Annotated in this window: 20 protein-coding genes and 1 other annotated feature; of the genes, 10 read left to right on the plus strand and 10 right to left on the minus strand. The window is 41.1% G+C overall.

Going from position 1 to position 20,313, the window contains the following annotated elements:
- Nucleotides 1-87: 87 nt before the first annotated feature.
- Nucleotides 88-1,431 (plus strand): branched-chain amino acid transport system II carrier protein, encoded by a 1,344-nt coding sequence (gene brnQ / locus NST15_RS13465; protein WP_057079202.1) that lies wholly within the window; start codon nucleotides 88-90, stop codon nucleotides 1,429-1,431.
- 209 nt (nucleotides 1,432-1,640) lie between these two features.
- The gene (gene brnQ, locus NST15_RS13470) at nucleotides 1,641-2,984 is read left to right on the plus strand and encodes a branched-chain amino acid transport system II carrier protein (protein ID WP_058213919.1); all 1,344 of its coding nucleotides are present in this window, start codon (nucleotides 1,641-1,643) and stop codon (nucleotides 2,982-2,984) included.
- A 41-nt stretch (nucleotides 2,985-3,025) separates the two neighbouring features.
- On the opposite strand, the gene ezrA is transcribed toward brnQ (NST15_RS13470), so the two are convergent.
- Nucleotides 3,026-4,729: a septation ring formation regulator EzrA gene (gene ezrA, locus NST15_RS13475; RefSeq protein WP_058213920.1), complete on the minus strand. Its 1,704-nt coding sequence runs from the start codon at nucleotides 4,727-4,729 to the stop codon at nucleotides 3,026-3,028.
- Between the two features lie 335 nt (nucleotides 4,730-5,064).
- On the opposite strand from ezrA, the gene hisJ reads away from it, so the two are divergent.
- Entirely contained in the window at nucleotides 5,065-5,880 is an 816-nt protein-coding gene (gene hisJ / locus NST15_RS13480; protein ID WP_058213921.1) for a histidinol-phosphatase HisJ, read from the plus strand.
- On the opposite strand, the gene refZ is transcribed toward hisJ, so the two are convergent.
- On the minus strand, nucleotides 5,850-6,515 hold the full coding sequence (gene refZ / locus NST15_RS13485; protein WP_342498587.1) for a forespore capture DNA-binding protein RefZ: 666 nt from the start codon (nucleotides 6,513-6,515) through the stop codon (nucleotides 5,850-5,852). The genes hisJ and refZ overlap by 31 nt on opposite strands.
- A gap of 126 nt (nucleotides 6,516-6,641) precedes the next feature.
- Between refZ and NST15_RS13490 the strand changes: the two genes are divergently transcribed.
- A complete protein-coding gene (locus NST15_RS13490; protein ID WP_046344223.1) occupies nucleotides 6,642-7,142 on the plus strand; it encodes a GAF domain-containing protein in 501 nt (166 codons plus the stop codon).
- A 310-nt stretch (nucleotides 7,143-7,452) separates the two neighbouring features.
- Nucleotides 7,453-8,055 (plus strand): 30S ribosomal protein S4, encoded by a 603-nt coding sequence (rpsD, locus tag NST15_RS13495; RefSeq protein WP_007501777.1) that lies wholly within the window; start codon nucleotides 7,453-7,455, stop codon nucleotides 8,053-8,055.
- Between the two features lie 302 nt (nucleotides 8,056-8,357).
- Here rpsD and NST15_RS13500 read toward each other — a convergent pair whose 3' ends face one another.
- Complete coding sequence (locus NST15_RS13500) at nucleotides 8,358-8,444, minus strand: putative holin-like toxin (RefSeq protein ID WP_017358303.1); 87 nt, start codon at nucleotides 8,442-8,444, stop codon at nucleotides 8,358-8,360.
- Between the two features lie 267 nt (nucleotides 8,445-8,711).
- Between NST15_RS13500 and NST15_RS13505 the strand changes: the two genes are divergently transcribed.
- A complete protein-coding gene (locus NST15_RS13505; protein ID WP_058213923.1) occupies nucleotides 8,712-9,275 on the plus strand; it encodes a hypothetical protein in 564 nt (187 codons plus the stop codon).
- Nucleotides 9,276-9,283: 8 nt separating this feature from the next.
- Here NST15_RS13505 and NST15_RS13510 read toward each other — a convergent pair whose 3' ends face one another.
- The 3 genes from NST15_RS13510 to NST15_RS13520 all read right to left on the minus strand — a co-directional run bounded on the left by NST15_RS13510 (nucleotide 9,284) and on the right by NST15_RS13520 (nucleotide 10,888).
- On the minus strand, nucleotides 9,284-9,883 hold the full coding sequence (locus tag NST15_RS13510) for a cysteine hydrolase family protein (protein WP_342498588.1): 600 nt from the start codon (nucleotides 9,881-9,883) through the stop codon (nucleotides 9,284-9,286).
- Nucleotides 9,884-9,932: 49 nt separating this feature from the next.
- The gene (locus NST15_RS13515) at nucleotides 9,933-10,145 is read right to left on the minus strand and encodes a hypothetical protein (RefSeq protein WP_017358306.1); all 213 of its coding nucleotides are present in this window, start codon (nucleotides 10,143-10,145) and stop codon (nucleotides 9,933-9,935) included.
- A 95-nt stretch (nucleotides 10,146-10,240) separates the two neighbouring features.
- Nucleotides 10,241-10,888 (minus strand): triacylglycerol lipase, encoded by a 648-nt coding sequence (locus NST15_RS13520; protein ID WP_165379043.1) that lies wholly within the window; start codon nucleotides 10,886-10,888, stop codon nucleotides 10,241-10,243.
- A gap of 203 nt (nucleotides 10,889-11,091) precedes the next feature.
- Between NST15_RS13520 and NST15_RS13525 the strand changes: the two genes are divergently transcribed.
- Entirely contained in the window at nucleotides 11,092-11,433 is a 342-nt protein-coding gene (locus tag NST15_RS13525) for an antibiotic biosynthesis monooxygenase (protein ID WP_165379044.1), read from the plus strand.
- A gap of 128 nt (nucleotides 11,434-11,561) precedes the next feature.
- Here the strand turns inward: NST15_RS13525 and tyrS are convergent, their stop codons facing one another.
- Nucleotides 11,562-12,830, minus strand: a complete 1,269-nt coding sequence (gene tyrS, locus NST15_RS13530; protein ID WP_165379045.1) for a tyrosine--tRNA ligase — start codon at nucleotides 12,828-12,830, stop codon at nucleotides 11,562-11,564.
- Nucleotides 12,831-12,883: 53 nt separating this feature from the next.
- Nucleotides 12,884-13,119, minus strand: a binding site (T-box leader).
- Nucleotides 13,120-13,178: 59 nt separating this feature from the next.
- Nucleotides 13,179-14,903, minus strand: a complete 1,725-nt coding sequence (gene acsA, locus NST15_RS13535) for an acetate--CoA ligase (RefSeq protein ID WP_041507654.1) — start codon at nucleotides 14,901-14,903, stop codon at nucleotides 13,179-13,181.
- A 155-nt stretch (nucleotides 14,904-15,058) separates the two neighbouring features.
- On the opposite strand from acsA, the gene NST15_RS13540 reads away from it, so the two are divergent.
- Genes NST15_RS13540 through NST15_RS13550 form a run of 3 tightly spaced genes read left to right on the plus strand, consistent with a single transcriptional unit; the run spans nucleotide 15,059 to nucleotide 17,528 of the window.
- On the plus strand, nucleotides 15,059-15,691 hold the full coding sequence (locus NST15_RS13540; protein WP_272511799.1) for a GNAT family N-acetyltransferase: 633 nt from the start codon (nucleotides 15,059-15,061) through the stop codon (nucleotides 15,689-15,691).
- Nucleotides 15,692-15,729: 38 nt separating this feature from the next.
- Nucleotides 15,730-16,371, plus strand: coding sequence for a CBS and ACT domain-containing protein (locus NST15_RS13545; RefSeq protein WP_041092583.1), 642 nt, complete (start codon nucleotides 15,730-15,732; stop codon nucleotides 16,369-16,371).
- Nucleotides 16,368-17,528, plus strand: coding sequence for an acetoin utilization protein AcuC (locus tag NST15_RS13550; protein WP_046526505.1), 1,161 nt, complete (start codon nucleotides 16,368-16,370; stop codon nucleotides 17,526-17,528). Before NST15_RS13545 ends, NST15_RS13550 begins: the two co-directional genes overlap by 4 nt.
- A gap of 42 nt (nucleotides 17,529-17,570) precedes the next feature.
- Here the strand turns inward: NST15_RS13550 and ccpA are convergent, their stop codons facing one another.
- Together ccpA and NST15_RS13560 are read right to left on the minus strand one after the other, a co-directional pair.
- Entirely contained in the window at nucleotides 17,571-18,572 is a 1,002-nt protein-coding gene (gene ccpA / locus NST15_RS13555) for a catabolite control protein A (protein ID WP_008343056.1), read from the minus strand.
- 450 nt (nucleotides 18,573-19,022) lie between these two features.
- Complete coding sequence (locus NST15_RS13560; RefSeq protein ID WP_017358315.1) at nucleotides 19,023-20,099, minus strand: bifunctional 3-deoxy-7-phosphoheptulonate synthase/chorismate mutase; 1,077 nt, start codon at nucleotides 20,097-20,099, stop codon at nucleotides 19,023-19,025.
- Nucleotides 20,100-20,313 lie beyond the last annotated feature (214 nt).

Below are 20,313 nucleotides of genomic sequence, written 5' to 3' on the forward strand. Positions count from 1 at the left end.
ATCATCCATAGTGCAATTGTCATATAAACACCTAAATTGTCAGAATATTTAAATTTGACACAATACACTGATTGAGGAGGGACTATTTTGAAAAATAGTTTAAGTATAAAAGAAACATTGGCTATTGGACTAATGCTTTTTGCATTATTCTTTGGCGCAGGAAATATGATTTTCCCGCCTGTTCTTGGACAATATGCTGGTGAAAACGTATGGCTTGCCATCGGCGGATTCCTACTTACAGGCGTAGGTCTTCCGCTATTAGGGGTTATTGCTGTCGCCCTTACAGGTACCGGAGCCAAAGGTCTTGCGGATAAAGCTCACCCTAAATTCGGGACCATCTTCACCGTTATTCTGTATTTATCCATTGGGCCATTTTTCGCCATTCCGCGAACAGGTACCGTTTCTTATGAAATTGGATTAGCTCCATTTCTTTCTGAAGGACAGGCTGAATCATGGATTCCATTATTCATCTTTACTCTGGTGTTTTTCACCATTACGTATCTTCTTGCTTTAAACCCTTCAAAGCTGGTTGATCGAATTGGTAAAGTGCTGACACCAATCTTATTAGCAGTTATTGCCATTATTGTGTTTAAAGCCATTGCTACACCGATGGGAATGATCGGTGCGCCTGATGCGACATATAAAGCAAACCCTCTCTTTACTGGGTTTTTAGAAGGTTATAAAACAATGGATGCTCTTGCTTCTATCGTTTTTGGAATCGTGGTCGTAACAGCTGTGAAAGATAGAGGGATCACAGAACGAAAATCACTTGCATCGGCTTGTATAAAAGCTGGTCTTGTTGCAGCAGTGGGACTAGCACTCGTGTATATTTCACTTGCTTATGTTGGTGCTTCAAGCCCTGATGCAACTGGAATGGTCGGAGCAAATGAAGGAGGAAAACTACTTTCACTTTCTGCAAACTTTTTATTCGGTTCTGCTGGTAACATTGTTCTTGGCGCAGCCATTTTATTCGCTTGTCTCACAACAAGTGTTGGACTTGTCTCGTCATGCGGGGAATATTTTTCAAAGCTTTTCCCAGCGCTTTCTTATCGTACCGTCGTTCTAATTGTTTCTTTATTTAGCACATTCGTTGCAAACCTTGGACTGGCACAAATTATCTCTCTATCAGTCCCTGTACTTGTGGCGATATATCCACTGGCCATTGTCATTATTTTATTATCGTTCCTTGACCGCTGGATTAACGGCAGACGAGTGATTTATGTCGTATCCTTGATCTTCACTGGATTTTTTGCCATTATTGACGGCTTACTTGCTGCCAAATTCAATCTAGGGGGTTTACCTAACTTCTTAGATTCATTCATTCCATTTTACGATTTAGGCATTGGGTGGGTTGTACCAGCGATCATCGGCGCAGGGATTGGCGTACTCATCTCTATGTTGACTGGCCCGCCTAAACAGCTTGCATCCTAATCATTCTTTAAACATCCTCTTCCAAAGTGAAGGGGATGTTTTTTTATTGTCCTCCATATACTAAAATAGAAAAATTCATGACTTTTGTACGAAAACACATGTTGACATCAGGCGTACATCCTTTATAATTAGTGATTGTTAATGATGAACGGTTACCTAGCAACTAATTAACAGAATATTTCAACATAATAATGGAGGCTTTAAATGCAATGAAGGCAACTTTGTCGACGAAAGATACGGTTATCATAGGTTTTATGCTGTTTGCTCTATTCTTCGGCGCCGGTAATATGATCTATCCACCTGAGCTAGGTCAATATGCTGGGCAAAATGTGTGGAAAGCAATGGGCGGATTTTTATTAACAGGTGTCGGTTTACCGCTTCTTGGGATTATTGCGATTGCTTTAACAGGTAGAGATGCGAAAGGACTAGCTGATAAAGCTCACCCAGCTTTCGGAACAGCGTTTACCGTCATTTTATATTTATCTATCGGGCCACTTTTCGCTATTCCTCGTACAGGAACGGTTTCATATGAGATTGGCGCACTACCCTTTTTAGCAGGAGTACCAGCTTGGCTCTCACTTCTTTTATTTACACTGGCCTTTTTTGGTATTACGTATTATCTTGCACTAAATCCAACGAAAATTGTGGATCGTGTAGGGAAAGTGTTAACACCGATTAAATTTACGATCATTTTGATTATTATCGTCAAAGCCATTTTGACACCGATGGGCGTCATTGGCACACCTGATGTGTCCTATAGCAATGGATCATTTTTCAAAGGGTTTTTAGAAGGCTATAAAACCATGGACGCTCTTGCATCTATTGTGTTTGGAGTTGTTGTCATCAACGCCATTAAAGGACGCGGCGTGACAAGTAAAAAGGCGCTGACATCTGCTTGTATCAAAGCAGGTCTAATTGCAGCTTGCGGATTAACATTTGTTTATCTATCACTTGCTTATTTAGGCGCTTCAAGTACACACGCCATTGGTTTTGTTGGAGATGGCAGTAAGATCTTGGCTCAGTCTTCGCAATTTCTTTTTGGCAGTTTAGGTAATATTGTGTTAGGCGCGGCGATTACGGTTGCCTGTTTAACAACAAGCATCGGTCTTGTGACATCGTGCGGAGAGTATTTCTCAAAATTACTACCTAAACTTTCTTATAAAACAGTTGTGACACTCGTGACATTATTCAGTTTTATCATTTCAAATTTTGGACTTGCTCATATTATCGCTTTTTCAGTACCTGTTTTAACTGCGATTTACCCGTTAGCGATTGTGATTATTGTTTTATCACTTGCTGACAAATGGCTTGGTCATAGAAGACCTGTGTATATCCTTACTTTGATTTTAACTGGCTGCGTCAGTCTGTTTGACGGCTTAGCAGCGGCGAAACTGCCGATTGGTCCTGTGAAAGATCTCTTTCAAAAGACCTTGCCGCTATATGACCTTGGCATTGGCTGGATTATGCCTGCCATACTCGGAGTCGTGATTGGATTTGTGATCTCTCTTTTCACTTCTTCTGCTTCAGAAGAACGTCAAAAGCAAGCTTCATAACATGGAAAAAGCTGAAGTCCTAAAATGGACTTCAGCTTTTTTTATTGATGCTGATATTCTTTTTCTTGCTGAGTTAAAAGCTTCTGAACGGCTCCAGGTGATGCTTTTTCGACAGCTGCTGCTGCCACTTCAAATGAATCGTTATAATCATAGGCATAAAATCTTCGTTCTGCCTCTTTTAATTGCTCTGAAAGAATGTGGTTTTGACTTCTAAACCGGTTGCCGTATTGTATAATCCGTTCAATTTGATCCACTTTACGAAGCATGTCATGTGTTTCATCAACGACATGTCTGACTGTTTCAGAGGCTTCTTTTAATTGCTGGTTCACTGCTGGCATATTCAGCGGCAAATTTTCTAGCTGCTCCTGCACTTGCTGAATCATCTCCTGCGCTTTTTCAGCACGTTCTTTGATGTCAGCAGGTACACCTGGAATGTTGCTTTTGTGCAGCTGGCGCACTGTATCTGTCAGCATGGTTTTAAGTTCAGCCAATGTTTCTCTTGCCTGTAATTCTTCTTTTCGTAACGATTGAAGGTGATCTTTAAACGCTTCATGAAGCGTTTTGGCATCCTCGATAAAGGTCTCAAGCTGATTGATTTCATCCATTAATAATGTGTATGCGACATGGTCACGATTAAGCTTCTCTCGTATTTGCTTCATGAGCTTTTCAATTTCTTCTAATCGCTTTTCGAAGGCTTTCTGCTGATCCAGCTCTCCTGCTGTCAGCTTGTAGCTTTCTTTCACAAGAGCCGTTTCTGCCTTTGTCTGCGTGTGGTCTTGTTCAAGTTTTTCAAATGCCTCGGTCAGCTCAGGCATTTTGCTCTTGATTTCCTGACCTGCTTCTACTTCTGCTTCCAGCTGATCATACAGCGTCTGAATCGCATCATCAATCATTTGCAGAATGCTTGATGCTTCATCTAAGTTGAGTTCATCAATCAGCAGCTTCTCCGCCCGGGTCAGCTGTTTATTCAAGTTCTCCAGCTCTTTTGTGATCTGGATGTGCTCTAGCTTGTAGCCCTTATCTGTCATTTCTTTATAACCGTCTTTCAGCTTCGTCAGCTGACCTGGCACAGTTTGCTTGCAGTCTGCGATGAGCTTTGGTACATCATTGATATATAATTGCAGCTGATCGAGTCTGCGGTCTTGCTCAAGCAAAATTTTTCTTGCTGTCATGTAGTTTCCGTTTTCTGTCTCTTCTTCATACTGCTTGATCCCCTCCCAGGCCTCATCTAAGTCCTGCTCCATTTTGTCATAAAGGGTGCCGTATAAATGGCTGTACGCAAGCAGATTTTTTCGTACCGTTTGATATTGCTCTTTGACCTTCTCGATGTCTTTTCGGTTTTGCTCTTCACTTGTGACAAGGTCTGCAATCTCTTTTAAAATGTCTTCGATGTTTGAATCAGCAGCGGTGAGCAGATCTCCTATATGTGCAAGAACTTGCTTCGCTTTGGAGAATCGATATTTATCAGAATACTCCTCTGCATCATATAATAGCTCCTCTACCTTTGGAAGATGGGCTGTGACGATATCGTCCCACTCTGCACGCCATCTTTCAAAAAACTGCTCTGTTTCTCCGGTCATTTTTAAATGTTTGATTTTTGAAATTTCTTCTACAATTGATCTGTTTAAAATTTCAATTTTCCATGCTTCCAATCGGTCAATCTCTTTATATATATTTTTTCTGAGGAAATAACCGACTGAAAACAAAGCAAGCAAAATGACAATTAAACCGATGATAAACTCCATAATGAGCCCCCTTGTTGTGATCTAAGTGATGTCAGGGTAGTGTCCCGAGTAGACCTGAGAACCCTTTCGTGTCCGCTTTGCATTTGTTTTTTATAAGCAGGATTGTATTTTGCCAATACGATCCATTCACGGTTTTATGTATGTTTTTTCAAGAAAGTCATTCAGGCTTTCTATCATTTGATCACATGTATTGATGTGACCTGTTTTTATGTATGCGGAAGCTGTCGTTTTCATTGTTATTATGATACCATGTAACCAGCATTTTTGGTCATGATTTTTCATTATTTTCGCTGATAAACATGACGTTTTTCAAAATATCGACAAGAGGTGACGACATGTTGAAACAAGATGCACATTTACATACGCCATTTTGCCCGCACGGTACGCTTGATCCTTTTCATTCTTATATTGAAAAAGCAATGAAAAAGGGATTTGATTCCATCACCTTTACCGAGCATGCCCCGCTGCCTCCTTCGTTTCGAGATCCAACGCCTGAGCAGGATAGTGCCATGAAGCTTCAAGACCTTGAAGCGTATTTGACGAAGCTGGATCAGCTGAAACAGGAATACAAAGGACAGTTAATAGTAAAAACTGGGCTTGAGGTCGACTATATCAAAGAGTATGAAGAGGAAACAAGTGCCTTTTTAGACTGCTACGGACCTGAACTAGACGATAGCATTTTATCTGTTCACTTTCTTCCTGCTGACAATGATTATATTTGTCTTGATTTTGATGAGCATGCCTTCGAGCAGCTGATCAGCATCTATGGCAGCATCGAACACGTCTACCAAAGCTACTATGACCAAATTCATTCTTCTATTCTATCATCTTTAGGTCCATATAAGCCAAAGAGAATCGGCCATATCACCCTTGTCCAGAAATTCAAACAGCTTTTTCCATACGAAATGTCGCCAGAACTATGTCAAAGGGTTACCCTTTGTCTTGAAGAAACGGCAAAAAAAGGCATGTCCTTAGATTTTAATACATCAGGTCTTCGTAAAACATATGCCAGAAGTATCTATTTAGATCAATGGATGATTGATTTTGCAAAACAGAAAAAAATTCCGCTCATATTCGGGTCTGATGCCCATCAAGCGGAAGATCTCGGGTATGCGTATGATCAATTTGAAGACATCATGAGTTTCAGGTGAAAATCAAGTGCGGGTTCATTTGGTTCTAATAAATGATGAAGCGTCCGGCTCAGTTCCTTATAGTACGTTTGATAAAAGTAAGGCTCGTTTGGGTTGATATAAAGCACCTCTGTTAAATATTGCGGCTGCAAATATGGCATCATCAGAAGTGATTTTAGCTGGATCATAAATGATGAGAGTGACAGCTGCTTACAAATCACATGGGTGCTTTTTCCTTTTTCAATGATGAGCTGAAACAAGTATTTTTCCTTTGTTAAATAGGTGGACATGATTTCCCTGATCAGCGTTGAATCAATGGTCACCTCTCGATAAACGAAACGGGTTAATTGACGGTTTTCATGCTGATAAGATAAAATATCAAAAACCACATGAAGTAAACATTCTTTTGCATGACGGGTTTCCATGTACTGGATGTGCGATTCAATCATTTGAATATACCCTTCATAAAAATCGGATACGAGCTGCTCGAGTAGCCCTCCTTTTCCTTGAAAGTAATAAGATATATGGGCAACGTTGACGTTTGCTTCCTTCGCAATCTCACGGACAGAGGTTCCAGAAAATCCTTTTTGGTTAAAAAGTCTGATGGCAGCTTCAATAATACGGTCTTTTGTTTGCACAGTTGTTGATGTTTTCATCCGCTCACCCCTCTTCATGTGTACATACTTCAAGGTGAAGGCGGAAGTTCCTTTAATCATTGCTCGACAAATCCCACATGCGAAGCGCAAGTTATGTATTTTTGAGATAGAAAGTAGGAGATTTTCATGTTTCATGTCGAAAAACAGTCTGGCGATCCATCGAAAGACTATCAATTACTCATCAAGCAAGTAGAAGCGATTACGGATGGTGAACCTGATCTCATTGCCAACCTAGCCAATGCTGCGGCGCTACTTTATCACTCGCTTCCTGAGGTCAATTGGGCAGGATTTTATTTAGCAAAAGGCGGAGAGCTTGTGCTTGGTCCATTCAACGGACTGCCCGCATGTGTACGCATTCCTTCTGGAAAAGGGGTTTGTGGTACAGCATTTGCGACAGGTGATGTACAGCGTATCGCTGATGTGCATGCATTCCCTGGTCATATTGCATGTGATGCAGCATCGCAGTCTGAAATTGTGATCCCTCTTAAAGTAAATGGACAAATCATTGGGGTACTCGACATTGACAGTCCAGTGAAAGATCGTTTCAATGAAATAGATGAAACGTACTTAGTTCAATTTACAGAGGTTGTCCAAAATGCGTTATCAGCATCTACTGATGCGTCATGATGCTTGAAAAGCAGACAATGTGTCTGCTTTTTTGTTTTGCTTTCTTCCCGAATGAATGCCGACCACGTTTGACATTCTCCTCTTTAAATAGGTTGACTTCTCCTATCTGGCGTCATATAATAGAGTTTGTGTGAAATATGGCAGCCTTTTTGTTCGGCTTTTTTGTATCATTTTGTTCCTTCTATATGGAGGTGCATCTTGTAACTCCCTGCTGCTGGAGCGAGGATGCATGAAAACATAATGACGGAAAAGACAAAGAACAGACGGTTTTTATTTTTCACAAATAAAAACAATAAGGAGGAGTCACATTATGGCTCGCTATACAGGTCCAAGTTGGAAGATTTCCCGCCGTTTAGGCATTTCATTAAGCGGAACAGGTAAGGAACTTGAAAAACGCCCTTACGCTCCAGGCCCACATGGTCCAGGACAACGCAAAAAACTATCTGAATACGGTTTACAATTACAAGAGAAGCAAAAGCTTCGTCACATGTACGGTGTCAACGAACGTCAATTCCGTACACTATTTGACAGAGCTGCTAAACTTCCTGGTAAACAAGGTGAAAACTTCATGATCCTTCTTGAAACTCGCCTTGACAACCTAGTATACCGTCTTGGCCTTGCTCGTACGCGCCGCCAAGCTCGTCAGCTAGTAAACCATGGTCACATCCTTGTTGATGGAAGCCGTGTAGACATCCCATCTTTCTCTGTGAAACCAGGTCAAACGATTGCTCTTCGTGAGAAATCTCAAAACCTTGCAGTTGTGAAAGAATCAGTTGAAGTGAACAACTTCGTACCTGAATACCTTACTTTCGATGCTGAAAAGCTTGAAGGAACTTTCACTCGTCTTCCAGAGCGTTCTGAATTAGCACCTGAAATCAGCGAACAATTAATCGTTGAGTTCTACTCTCGTTAATTTCATTGCTCTCTCAGAGAGTGATCAAACAAACCCTAGAGACCTTGATTGTTCAAGGATTTCTAGGGTTTTTTGTTTGTATTCCATCATGTTCTAACACCTAACAAGATGAGAGTGGATGTATGACAGTGTTTAACAAAATCCCTTTTATGTTATAATACAAATAGATGTAGCGTAAATTAAAAGAAGCCAGGATGCTGTCACATCCCGGCAATGCACAAATGCTTGGCTCAAAGTGAGCTGGCTAGAAGGTACACAATAAATGGACCTACCCTACAAGTTGTCTAGGCTCAAAGGGTGGTCTATTTCTTTTTGTCTATATACGTCAACAAAGCAAGAATAAACATCCCAAATAAAAACATAAGGGACAATGCTTGAAAAGTTGACATAGGCAGCACCCCCTTTCAAGGGGATTTAGCCAAGACCACCTTTGAGTACGCCGTACATTTGCACGCTCTCTATTATACATGAAAACATTGGAAGTTACCTTCCATATTCAAAAACCTTTCTTCGCAGCATAACCACCTTCACGCTTCATTACGTGATTGTCATTCCCACATGCAACTATAGGAAAAAAATATCATTTAGCTGCCGTTTGTCTATTGGTACAATGATGATAGAGATCTTTTTCTAACGCACTAAGCTGGAGGAATTCCATGTTTTTTACCATAGTCATGATTTTCGTTCTCTTTTTCTTGTCTATTTTCGCCTATTCTCTTTTAAGAAAAAAGCAGGTCATAGATGCACCACCAAACCTATTGGCTACGATATCGTTCATATTACTGCTTTATTTTTCTCTCTGCCTCGTGATCGCTGTTCCAAGTGTCATGCTGTGCATCGTTGCTTTAGGGATAAACTATCTTTTTGGAGATTACATCACATATGATTCATTTTTCTCTTTCATCTCGTTCTCTTTATTGGTGAGTGGAATCGTGGTTTTTTGGTCGCCTTTTCTTCTTTTCATAGGCAAAGGGCTGGCTTATTTACTCAAATTCCCTTCATGGCTGACTTTTGCTTTGGAGTGGATCAGTTCTTGGATCGTTTTACACCTCTCGATTAAGTATATCCTTTACATAAAACTAGTAAATATCTCCATTTGGGAGCACGGCACACTCATTTTATCTTTCTTTGTCAGCTTCTTATTTATTGGAATAGATCTCATCTACTCAAGTATTGAACAACGAAAACAGCCGCTGGATGAACAAGCAAAAAGCTCCTAGAGATGATTCTAGGAGCTTTTGCTTGCCCAATTTGTGATCAGCTGCTCAGTTGTCAGGATAGTCGCAAATTCATCATGCAGTGTTGCAAGTGAGAGGCGGTGGATCGTTTCTGCGTCATAATATGTACCGGTTTGATCTGCGAGTCCAAAGGCGGCTGTTGCATCTGAAATGAGGTATGTATCAAAGCCTAGGTTTCCACTCATTCTTGTTGTGGTAGATACGCAGTGCGGTGTTGTAAGTCCAGCAATCACAACAGTGTCGATCTCGTTTGATCTTAGCTGTTCCTCTAAGTTTGTGCCTATAAAGCTGCTGTTGACTTTCTTTTGTATGACCGTTTCTTCATCTAGCGGTTTAGCGATCTCTTTGAAGGAGTGCCCTTCATTTGCTGGATGAAATAAGGAGTGCGGCTGATCCGATGTATGCTGAATATGAATGACTGTCCAGCCTTTTTCTCTCCAAAACGTCAATAGACGATTGATATTCTTCTCTGCATCTAGGTTATTCCGTTCTCCCCATTTTTCGTGCTCGAATGCTTTCTGTACATCGACCATAATCAAAGCCTTTTGATGTTGTTGCACAAATCCCCACCTCCAAAGAGTCTCGTTCATTATATGTAGTGTAAGGAATGGTGGTTGATTTGTACATGTTTTTATTTGGCTATGTACGATGTTTTGTCTGTTTTTGCAGTAAAAAGACAAACCACACACTGGCTATTAAGTAATAGATACCAATGATGGATGTACAATTAGATATGACTTCTGTCCATTGCACTGATTTGACGATTGCCATCCAGATCATATAGATGATCAGAAATGAACATGGGAAATAGAGAAAGTAGCCTAAGAAAACATATTTGAGTTTTTGCGTCATCTTTTATCCTCCTAAAAATCTTCTCCAACATCTAGCAGCTCCCATATAACCATGACATCAAAAAAGACAGCACAAATCGCTGTCTTTTTCATTTTTTAATTCGTATTCTGTCCTCCGCCATTCAATCCTTCTTTCACATAGCCTTTGACTTGGCTTGAGGTTAATAGACCGATATGTCCAACGCCGTGGATGAGGACGTTTCTTGCGCCAATCAAGCGTGAGAGGCTGTTGACGACAATGAGATCGGCTGAGCTATAGACAGATGTGTAAAGAATTTTTTGATTTGGATCGGTGCCTGGTAATGCTCTGAGTGATACGAGTCCATTCGCTCCACCAAGTGTGACGACGTTTTCAATTTTATCTCCGCCGTCTAGGTTTTTAATATAGTATAACGTGTTCGCACCACCCATACTATGAGCCACAATATCTACTTTTTTGGCGCCCGTTTTGGCTAGTACATCTTTGACGAATCTAGAGAGCCTCGGGCCATTGTTCAGGTTATTACCTGTTTTGTCTATGAAATCGATTGCAAAAAGTTGGTTTTGATCCCAGCCCTGTGTCACTAAGTATCGTTTGATCGAAGCAAAGTTATAAGACGCACCGCCCATGCCGTGTACCATTACAACCGGATTATGCGCAGCCGCTTTGACTTCTTTCGGCTGGATGAAGACCATTGAACCTAGCACTAAGGCAAGCGCAACAAGAATTTGCAAACTCTTTTTCTTAAATCGAATCACTTTCATTCCCCCTTATTCATCTTATTCGACTCTATTTTATACAAGAAAAATATGTCAGAAAAGTGAACAAGGTAATGTTTTATGAGATGATTTTACAGAAATATAAATAATCATAAAGCACCTTGGACTTTTTTAAATTAAAACAAAAAGACTACGGGCCTCTCTATCTTTCATATATAATGTGAATAGACAAAAGGAGGTTCTACTAGATGCTATTTACTCAAACACCTGCATCACCTTACTATGCAGTCATTTTCACATCAAAACGAACAAATGTTGAGCAGAAAGAATACGCTGCTGCTGCTCAAAAAATGGAACAATTAGCGAAAGAACTAGACGGGTTTCTTGGAATAGAAAGTGCACGAGATGAACATGGTGTTGGAATCACTGTCTCTTACTGGGATTCATTAGCAGCCATCAAAGAATGGAAAGCACATACAGCACATCAGCGTGTTCAAAAAAAAGGAAAAAAAGATTGGTATGAATCCTATACAACCCGAATTTGTAAGGTAGAACATGCTTATACAAACGAAGATTCACTTCTTGAATAAGAAACAGACAAATGAGAGAAAGCCGCTCTGTAAAAGCTTAATTCCTACTTCTGAATAAAAAAGAAAAACACCTCAATGTATATGAACATTTGAGGTGCTTTTCATGATACTTACTGTTTCATAAGGATTTATTTATACGTTACAAGGAAGTATTTCTTTTTCCCTCTTCTTAAGACGGTAAATTGGTTTTCAATTCGGTCTTCAGCTGAAAGGACATGGTCTTTGTCGGTTTGTCTCTCTCCGTTGATGTAGACGGCACCGTTTGTGATATCTTCACGTGCTTGACGTTTTGATGGAGACAGTTTTGATTCGACAAGAACATCAACAAGTGTTAATTCTTCTCCACTGTCTTTCTCCATTGATGGCACATCTTTAAAGCCTACTTTCACTTCTTCTGCTGTAAGAGATTTGATCTCGCCTTTAAATAGCGCATTTGAGATGTTGACAGCCTGTTCTAGTGATTCACGGCCATGCACAAGTGTTGTGACTTCTTCTGCCAAACGGCGCTGTGCTTCACGTTTTTCAGGGGCTGTTTGCACTTTTTCTTCGTACGATGCGATCTCTTCTTTTGATAAGAACGTAAAGTATTTTAAGTATTTCACGACATCACGGTCATCTGTGTTAATCCAGAATTGGTAGAATTCATATGGTGATGTTTTTTCTTTATCTAACCAGATGGCACCACCTTCTGTTTTCCCAAACTTCGTGCCGTCTGCTTTTGTCACAAGCGGCATGGTGAGACCGAATGCTTTTGCGCCTTCTGCTTCAGACTTACGGATCAACTCAAGTCCAGATGTGATATTTCCCCACTGGTCACTTCCGCCGATTTGCAGCTTACAGTTTTCATTTCTGTAAAGGTTCAAGAAGTCTAACGATTGCAGAATCACGTAGCTGAATTCTGTGTACGAAATCCCTGTTTCAATACGGGAGCTGACGATATCTTTTGCGAGCATGAAGTTGACACCGAAGTTCTTTCCAATATCACGAAGGAACGTGATGACATTCATTTGACTGATCCAGTCATAGTTATTGACGATAACAGCTGGGTTGTCACCTGCTTCAAAATCAAGGAATTGAGAGAGCTGGCCTTTGATTTTCTCTGACCACTGTTCGACGATTTCTGCTGGGTTTAGTGAACGTTCTGCTTTTTTGAAACTTGGGTCACCAATCAGTCCAGTTGCGCCGCCAACAAGTGCAATCGGATGATGACCTGCTTCTTGGAATCTGCGCAATGTTAAAATTGGGAGTAAGTGACCAATGTGCAAGCTGTCAGCTGTTGGATCAAAGCCGGAGTATAGCTTGATTTTTTCTTCTGCTAATAATTTTGTTAAACCTTCTTCATCTGTTTGCTGCTGAATTAATCCTCTGAACGATAAATCTTCCATCAATTGACTCATATCCAAATCTCCTTTTTTTACAATTCAACATAAAAAACGCCCCTTCGAATGAACGAAGGGACGATATATATCGCGGTACCACCCTGCTTAAAAGACAAAACAACACGTCTTTTCACTTACACTGATAACGGACAGATCCGTTCTTTCACTAATCAGATAGCATATGCTCCTTTTCGTAAAAGCGGTTCGTGAGGGTAATTCGAATATCTCTTTGTACTGACTCGCACCAGCCGTCAGCTCTCTTGGACAGGGAAAGATGATTCTACTGAATCTCAGTCAAAACCTTTTCATATTCAACTAAAGTCATTTTTAACATACTTTTGATATCAAGTCAACTGACGGAAGTGATTAATCTTCCATTGTCGAGAGATCGCCAGCAGGTAAATTCAGTTCCCACGCTTTTAGCACACGTCTCATAATTTTACCGCTGCGTGTTTTTGGCAGTTTGTCTTTAAACTCAATTTCTCTCGGTGCTGCATGTGCAGCGAGTCCTTTTTTCACAAACGTACGAATCTCTTCTTTCAGCTCATCTGTCGGTTCATATCCGCTTCTAAGCGCTATAAATGCTTTAATAATTTCACCGCGCACAGGATCTGGTTTTCCGATGACACCAGCCTCTGCAATGGCCGGATGTTCCACCAGTTTACTTTCTACCTCAAATGGACCGACCCGCTCTCCTGACGTCATGATGACATCGTCGACACGTCCCTGGAACCAGAAGTATCCGTCTTCATCCATATAAGCTGAATCTCCTGAAACATACCAATCTCCCGGCATAAAGTAAGATTCATATTTTTCAGGATTGTTCCAGATCGTATGCATCATAGACGGCCAGCCTTTTTTGATGGCAAGGTTCCCCATCCGGTATGGCGGAAGTTCATTTCCGGCATTATCTACAATCGCAGCTTCAACGCCTGGAATTGGTTTCCCCATTGACCCTGGTTTGATATCCATGCATGGATAGTTACAAATCAGCTGTGCACCTGTTTCTGTCATCCACCAAGTATCATGAATTCGTTTACCGAATACAGCGTCTCCCCAGCGGATCACTTCTGGATTAAGTGGCTCTCCTACACTTAACACATGACGGAGTGAGCTGAGATCATATTTTTGAATGAGATCGTCTCCTGCTCCCATCAGCATTCTGAAGGCTGTCGGCGCACTGTACCAAACGGTCACACCAAGCGATTCAATGGTTTCGTACCACGTATCAGGGTTGAACCGGCCGCCTAAAATCACATTCGTCGCTCCATTCAACCACGGAGAAAAAATACCGTACACCGTCCCTGTTACCCAGCCTGGATCAGCTGTGCACCAGTAGACATCTTCTTCTTTCAAATCAAGTACCCATTTACCCGTCTGGCCTTGCTGCACCATTGCGCCATGAACATGGAGCACACCTTTTGGCGTACCAGTGGATCCTGACGTGTAATGAAGCAGATATCCATCTTTTTCATCCATCCACTCGATTTCAAGCTCCTTCGCTGCCTGCTCAAATGCTTCTTCAAAGTGAATCGTCCGCACACCACCTGCATCCTCTTTTTCACCACCGACAATGATGACGGATTCAAGCTTTGGAAGTTCTGCAAACGGAATCCGCTCAAGCAGATCAGGCGTTGTCACAATCACTTTTGCCTCACTATTTTCTAAACGATCTTTGACGGCACCTTCCATAAATGCCTCAAATAACGGACCGACGATTGCACCAATTTTGACAGCACCAAGCAGTAGAAAATAGAGCTCAGGTGATCTTGGCATAAAGATAAACACGCGATCCCCTTTTTGCACATGTGCCTGTTCTCTTAATAGATTTCCTGCTTTGTTTGTCTTGATTTTCATATCCCTGAACGTATACTTTTCATCCCGCTGTGAATCTTTGTAGTGAAGCGCCACCTTGTTTTTACGAAACGAGTCCGCATGTCTGTCAATCGCTTCATAAGCTGCATTTACTTTTCCTGTTTCATACCAAGAGAAATTTTTTCTCGCTTCCTCCCATGAAAATTCTTTGTATGCTTGCTCATAATCATTTAAATGATAGTCCCCTTTTACTGATGGTAGCGTTTCCACTTTCATCAAACAGTCCCCCTTTGCATACGTTTACAATGACCATTATAGTATAGATGACTTTTTTTCTCAATTTTTAAAAAACTTATGATGAAACCGTTTTAATTATTGTCAGATTTAAGATAAAATAGAGACGACTCACTAGAATTTGAGGCGGTGGATACGTGGAGCATCCTAAAACTTATTATTCAAAAACAATTGAGAGAGAAACAGGCACCATCCTGATTGAAGGCCCGGTACCTGCATCAGAGCTGGCGAAATATACGTTTCATGAAGGACTAACAGCATTTCGCACGCCTGAGGAACAGAAACAAGCACTTGTTGAAATAGCAGATCTTCCTGAAGGACGTATTATCATTGCTAGGGTGGATGAGCTTGTCGTAGGCTATGTCACGTATTTGTACCCTGATCCGCTTGAACGCTGGTCAGAAGGCAACATGGACAATTTAATTGAGCTCGGTGCCATTGAAGTCGCTCCTCCATTCAGAGGCTGCTCACTTGGCAAGCATTTACTGGATGTGAGCATGATGGATGAGCAAATGGAGAATTACATTATCATTACAACCGAATATTACTGGCATTGGGATTTAAAAGGGACAAAGAAAAACGTGTGGGAGTACCGCAAAATGATGGAGAAAATGATGAACGCCGGCGGTCTGGTCTGGTTTGCAACAGATGAGCCAGAGATCAGCTCACATCCAGCCAATTGTTTAATGGCACGGATCGGAAAACATGTGAGTCCAGATTCAATCGAGCGTTTTGATCGTCTTCGCTTCCATCAGCGCTTTATGTATTAACGTTCAATTCGTTTTTTTGGCAAAGGGGATTGGTAAACATGATGATTGAACAAATTATGGAGCGTGATGTGATCACGCTGCGAAAAACCGATACGATTGAAGAAGCCATTCAAAAAATGAGTGCACATCACATTCGGCATATTCCCATCGTATCTGAGCAGGGATCTGTCATTGGGATGGTGACAGATCGGGATATTAAAAATGCCAGTCCTAGTATTTTTGAAACAGAGAAAAGGCAGCTTTTTATTCAGCGGCCGGTTGAAGACATCATGGTGCTAGAGACGATTACCGCTCATCCGCTTGATTTCGTTGAGGAGATTTCAAGTGTCTTTTTTGAACACGGAATTGGCTGTCTTCCCGTTGTGAGACGTGGTAAGCTTGTAGGGATCATCACAAAAACAGATTTACTTCGTACGTTTGTAAGACTAACAGGTGCAGATCAGCCTGGATCACATTTAGAGGTTGAAGTAGCGCAAGTGACAGAGGGTCTTGCAGACATTACGGCCATTTTAAAAGAGCAGCATATTCAAATGCTGAGTGTACTCGTGTACCCACATGCCAATGAAGCCTCTAAAGTGCTCGTCTTCCGCCTTCAAACGATGCATGCAGATCATGTGATGAAGCTGATTCGTGCAAAAGGCTATAAAGTGCTCTGGCCTATGGAGCAGACGATCAAATGAAGGAAGCGACCTTTGTTTTTTCACCATCTTTTCAAACGTACCAGTTTCACCAAGATCATCCCTTCAATCAGCTTCGTGTCTACTTAACTTATGATCTTCTTCAAAAAATGAAGGCGTTAACGGATGATGAGATTGTCGCACCTCGTATGGCGACGCTGGAGGAGTTAAAGCTTGTCCATACAGCAGACTACATTCAAGCAGTACAGCGGGCAAGTGAAGGAAAACTGTCCACCGCAGAGGGGGAACGTTATGGTCTTGGCACTGAGGACACCCCGATGTTTGCAGGGATGCACGAGGCAGCTTCTCTCCTAGTTGGCGGGACATTAACAGCGGTTGATCAAGTGATGCTTGGACATTCGCAGCATGCGCTCAATCTTGGCGGCGGGCTTCATCATGGATTTAAAGGACGTGCCTCTGGCTTTTGTATTTATAATGACAGCTCGGTGGCCATTCAGTATATTCAAAAGACATATGGCGCTAGAATTTTATATATTGATACAGATGCTCATCATGGCGATGGTGTACAATTTAGCTTCTATGATGATCCAGAGGTATGTACTGTTTCCATTCATGAAACAGGGCGCTATTTGTTCCCTGGAACTGGACAAGTACAGGAAAGGGGTCATGATAAAGGCTATGGCTATGCATATAATATCCCGCTTGACGCATTTACAGAAGACGAATCATTTTTAGAAGCCTATCGAACAGCAGTGACAGAGATTGCTGCTTTTTTTAAACCAGATGTCATTTTGACGCAAAATGGAGCAGATGCCCACTATTATGACCCTTTGACGCATTTATCTGCTACCATGAAAATATATGAGGAAATTCCTAGAATTGCCCATGAGCTGGCGCATCAATATTGTGATGGAAAATGGATCGCTGTGGGCGGAGGCGGCTATGATATTTGGCGTGTCGTCCCAAGAGCATGGAGCCACATTTGGCTTGAGATGAAAGGCATTACACCACCAGATGTGCTTCCTCTGGAATGGATTCGTGCATGGGAAAAACAATCACCTGTTCCGCTTCCATCCACATGGCTAGATCCTGACGATTTATATCCACCGATTCCAAGAAGAGCAGAAATTACAGAAAAAAATGCGCAAACGGTAGAAAAAGCACTCATGCCTGTTCGACGAGAAAAGAAAAAGGCATAAAAAAAGCAGGCGTCCACTGATCAAGTGAGCCTGCTTTCTTTTTTATTTCGTCGATTGTCTTTCTTCAATTCTATGTGGTAATTCAACAATTTGATCTTCTACTTGTTCTTTGTTCATGAGCTTTGTCAAAAGTCTCATCGCAACAGCGCCAATATCGTAAGTCGGCTGAACAACTGTTGTCAATTGAGGGCGCACCATGAGGGATAGTCTTGTGTTATCAAAGCCAATCACTTCTAAATCTTCAGGAATTGATACGCCTCTGTCCTGCGCTCCATGAATGACACCTAGCGCCATTTCGTCAGTCGCTGCAATCACAGCCGTCGGCTTGTCAGATTGCTCAAGCAGATTAGCGAGCGCTTCAATACCAGAGTCATATGAGTAGTCTCCTTCAGCAACAAGCGCTTCGTCAAACGCGATACCAGCTTCTTCAAGCGCACGCTTATAACCAGCAAGCTTTCTCATAGAGTTAATTGGTTCTGACATTGGTCCAGATACAAACGCAATTCGTTTATGTCCTTTTTCAACTAATAGCTGAACTGAATCATAAATGGCTTGTTCATAGTTAATGTTGACTGATGGTGTTTGTGCCTGCTCTTCAACAGATGCAGCAAGTACAATTGGTACAGGAGAGCGCTTAAATTCTTCCACATGCACATCTGTAATGTTTCCGCCCATAAAAACGATTCCATCTACTTGTTTGCCAAGCATTGTGTTTAACAAATGAAGTTCTTTATCAGTATTTTGGTCTGAGTTGCTCAAAATAATGTTGTACTTGTACATCGTCGCAATATCTTCAATTCCTCGTGCAAGCTCTGAATAGAAGATACTTGAAATATCAGGGATGATAACCCCAACTGTTGTAGTCTTTTTACTTGCAAGGCCTCGTGCGACTGCGTTCGGACGGTAGCCGAGACGATCAATTGCTTCAAGCACCTTTTTTCTTGTTGTTGGTTTTACGTTTGGATTACCATTAACAACGCGTGATACCGTTGCCATACTTACGTTTGCTTCTCTTGCTACATCATATATTGTAACATTATTCACATAAATCACTCCTTCAAATACACTTCATATCTATAGCATTCACCAATTGGATAGAGACATGTCAGATACGAGGAAAATAATATCCTATTTGTCATTAAAACGATGAAAAGAGACACATAATTTTTCAATCTACATCAAAATGACATTCTTTTATGAAATTATACACGTTTTTTCTTCATATGAAAACGTTCCCTTTCTTTTTATAACTAAATTAAACAAACTTTAATGAGCTTGTTACCTGTAAATTGAATCATATTTCACCAAAAATCGTCGCGAACGTCAGCTATGACAATGATCTTAGCAGATTCTATCGAATTTTAAAAATGAAAACATTGTGAACAAGCATATTTTTAGCTTGCAATGTGCTCTCTTCCTTTCATTGCCAATCTTAATCGTATTTTTTCATGAAAAAACCGCCGGGCTGTCATCCGGCGGCTTTTCTATTTATGATTATGCGTGAATGTTGACAAGTGGTCTTAACGCATCTAACCATTTTTCGAATTGTGGAATGTCCATTTGCTGCGCTGAGTCAGATAGGGCAACAGATGGATCTGGATGCACTTCTGCCATCACACCGTCTGCTCCAATCGCAAGAGCTGCTTTAGCTGTTGGAAGAAGTAGATCTCTGCGTCCTGTTGAGTGTGTCACGTCAACAAAGACTGGTAAATGTGTCTCTTGTTTCAAGATTGGCACAGCCGAGATATCTAGTGTATTTCTTGTGGCTGTTTCGTATGTGCGGATGCCTCGCTCGCAAAGGATGATTTGGTCATTTCCTTGTGCGATGATGTATTCAGCTGCATTGATGAATTCTGAAATTGTTGCTGCTAGACCGCGTTTTAAAAGAACTGGTTTGTTCACTGATCCAGCTTCTTTTAAAAGCTCGAAGTTCTGCATGTTACGTGCTCCAATTTGGATGACATCGATATGCTCAATCGCTTCTTCAATATGAGCAGGATTCACGATTTCACTAATAACTGCAAGACCGTATTCATCTGCTACACGTTTTAGAATTTTTAGACCGTCTACGCCAAGTCCTTGGAAGTCGTATGGACTTGTTCGAGGCTTAAATGCCCCACCGCGAAGAAGTTTTAGTCCCTGCTGTTTCGCTGCTGCCGCTACTTCTGCAACTTGCTCGTAGCTTTCAACGGCACATGGTCCAACGATGAAACGTTGTTTTCCGTCACCGATCGCTTCTCCATTGATATTTACAATTGTATTTTCAGGTTTTTTCTTACGAGAAACAAGAAGTGCTTTGCTGTGGTCATCTTCTTGAAGCTCTAAACCTGCTTTGAAAATTTCTTTGAAAATATGTTGAATCGTTGAATTTTCAAATGGGCCATCATTTTCTTCAAGAATTTGATTAAGCATTGTGCGCTCTCTGACAGGGTCATAACGGTTGACACCTTGCGCTTCTTTTGCCTTTCCAATTTCTTTTACAATGTTTCCTCTTTCATTGATCAGTTTTAAGATTTGAAGATTTAGTTCATCTGCTTGCTGTCTCAATTGTTCCAATTCATTGTTGCTCATTTTTGTCATCCTTTCCTCTGCCCGCTCTCGCTTTTTATTTTTGATCTCTTATAATAGGGTTTATTATAAACAAAGATTTCGGAATTGTCACGAAAAAATTCTTTATTACCCAAACGCTTTTAAGCGATAAAGTATTATGTGTAAGATTATAGCATACTTTTGATACAAGTAAACCTTTTTTATAAAAAAAACGTCAGCAATCGCTGACGTTTTT

The organism is Bacillus sp. FSL R5-0820, from assembly GCF_038593385.1.
GTDB classification, from domain to species: domain Bacteria; phylum Bacillota; class Bacilli; order Bacillales; family Bacillaceae; genus Bacillus; species Bacillus altitudinis.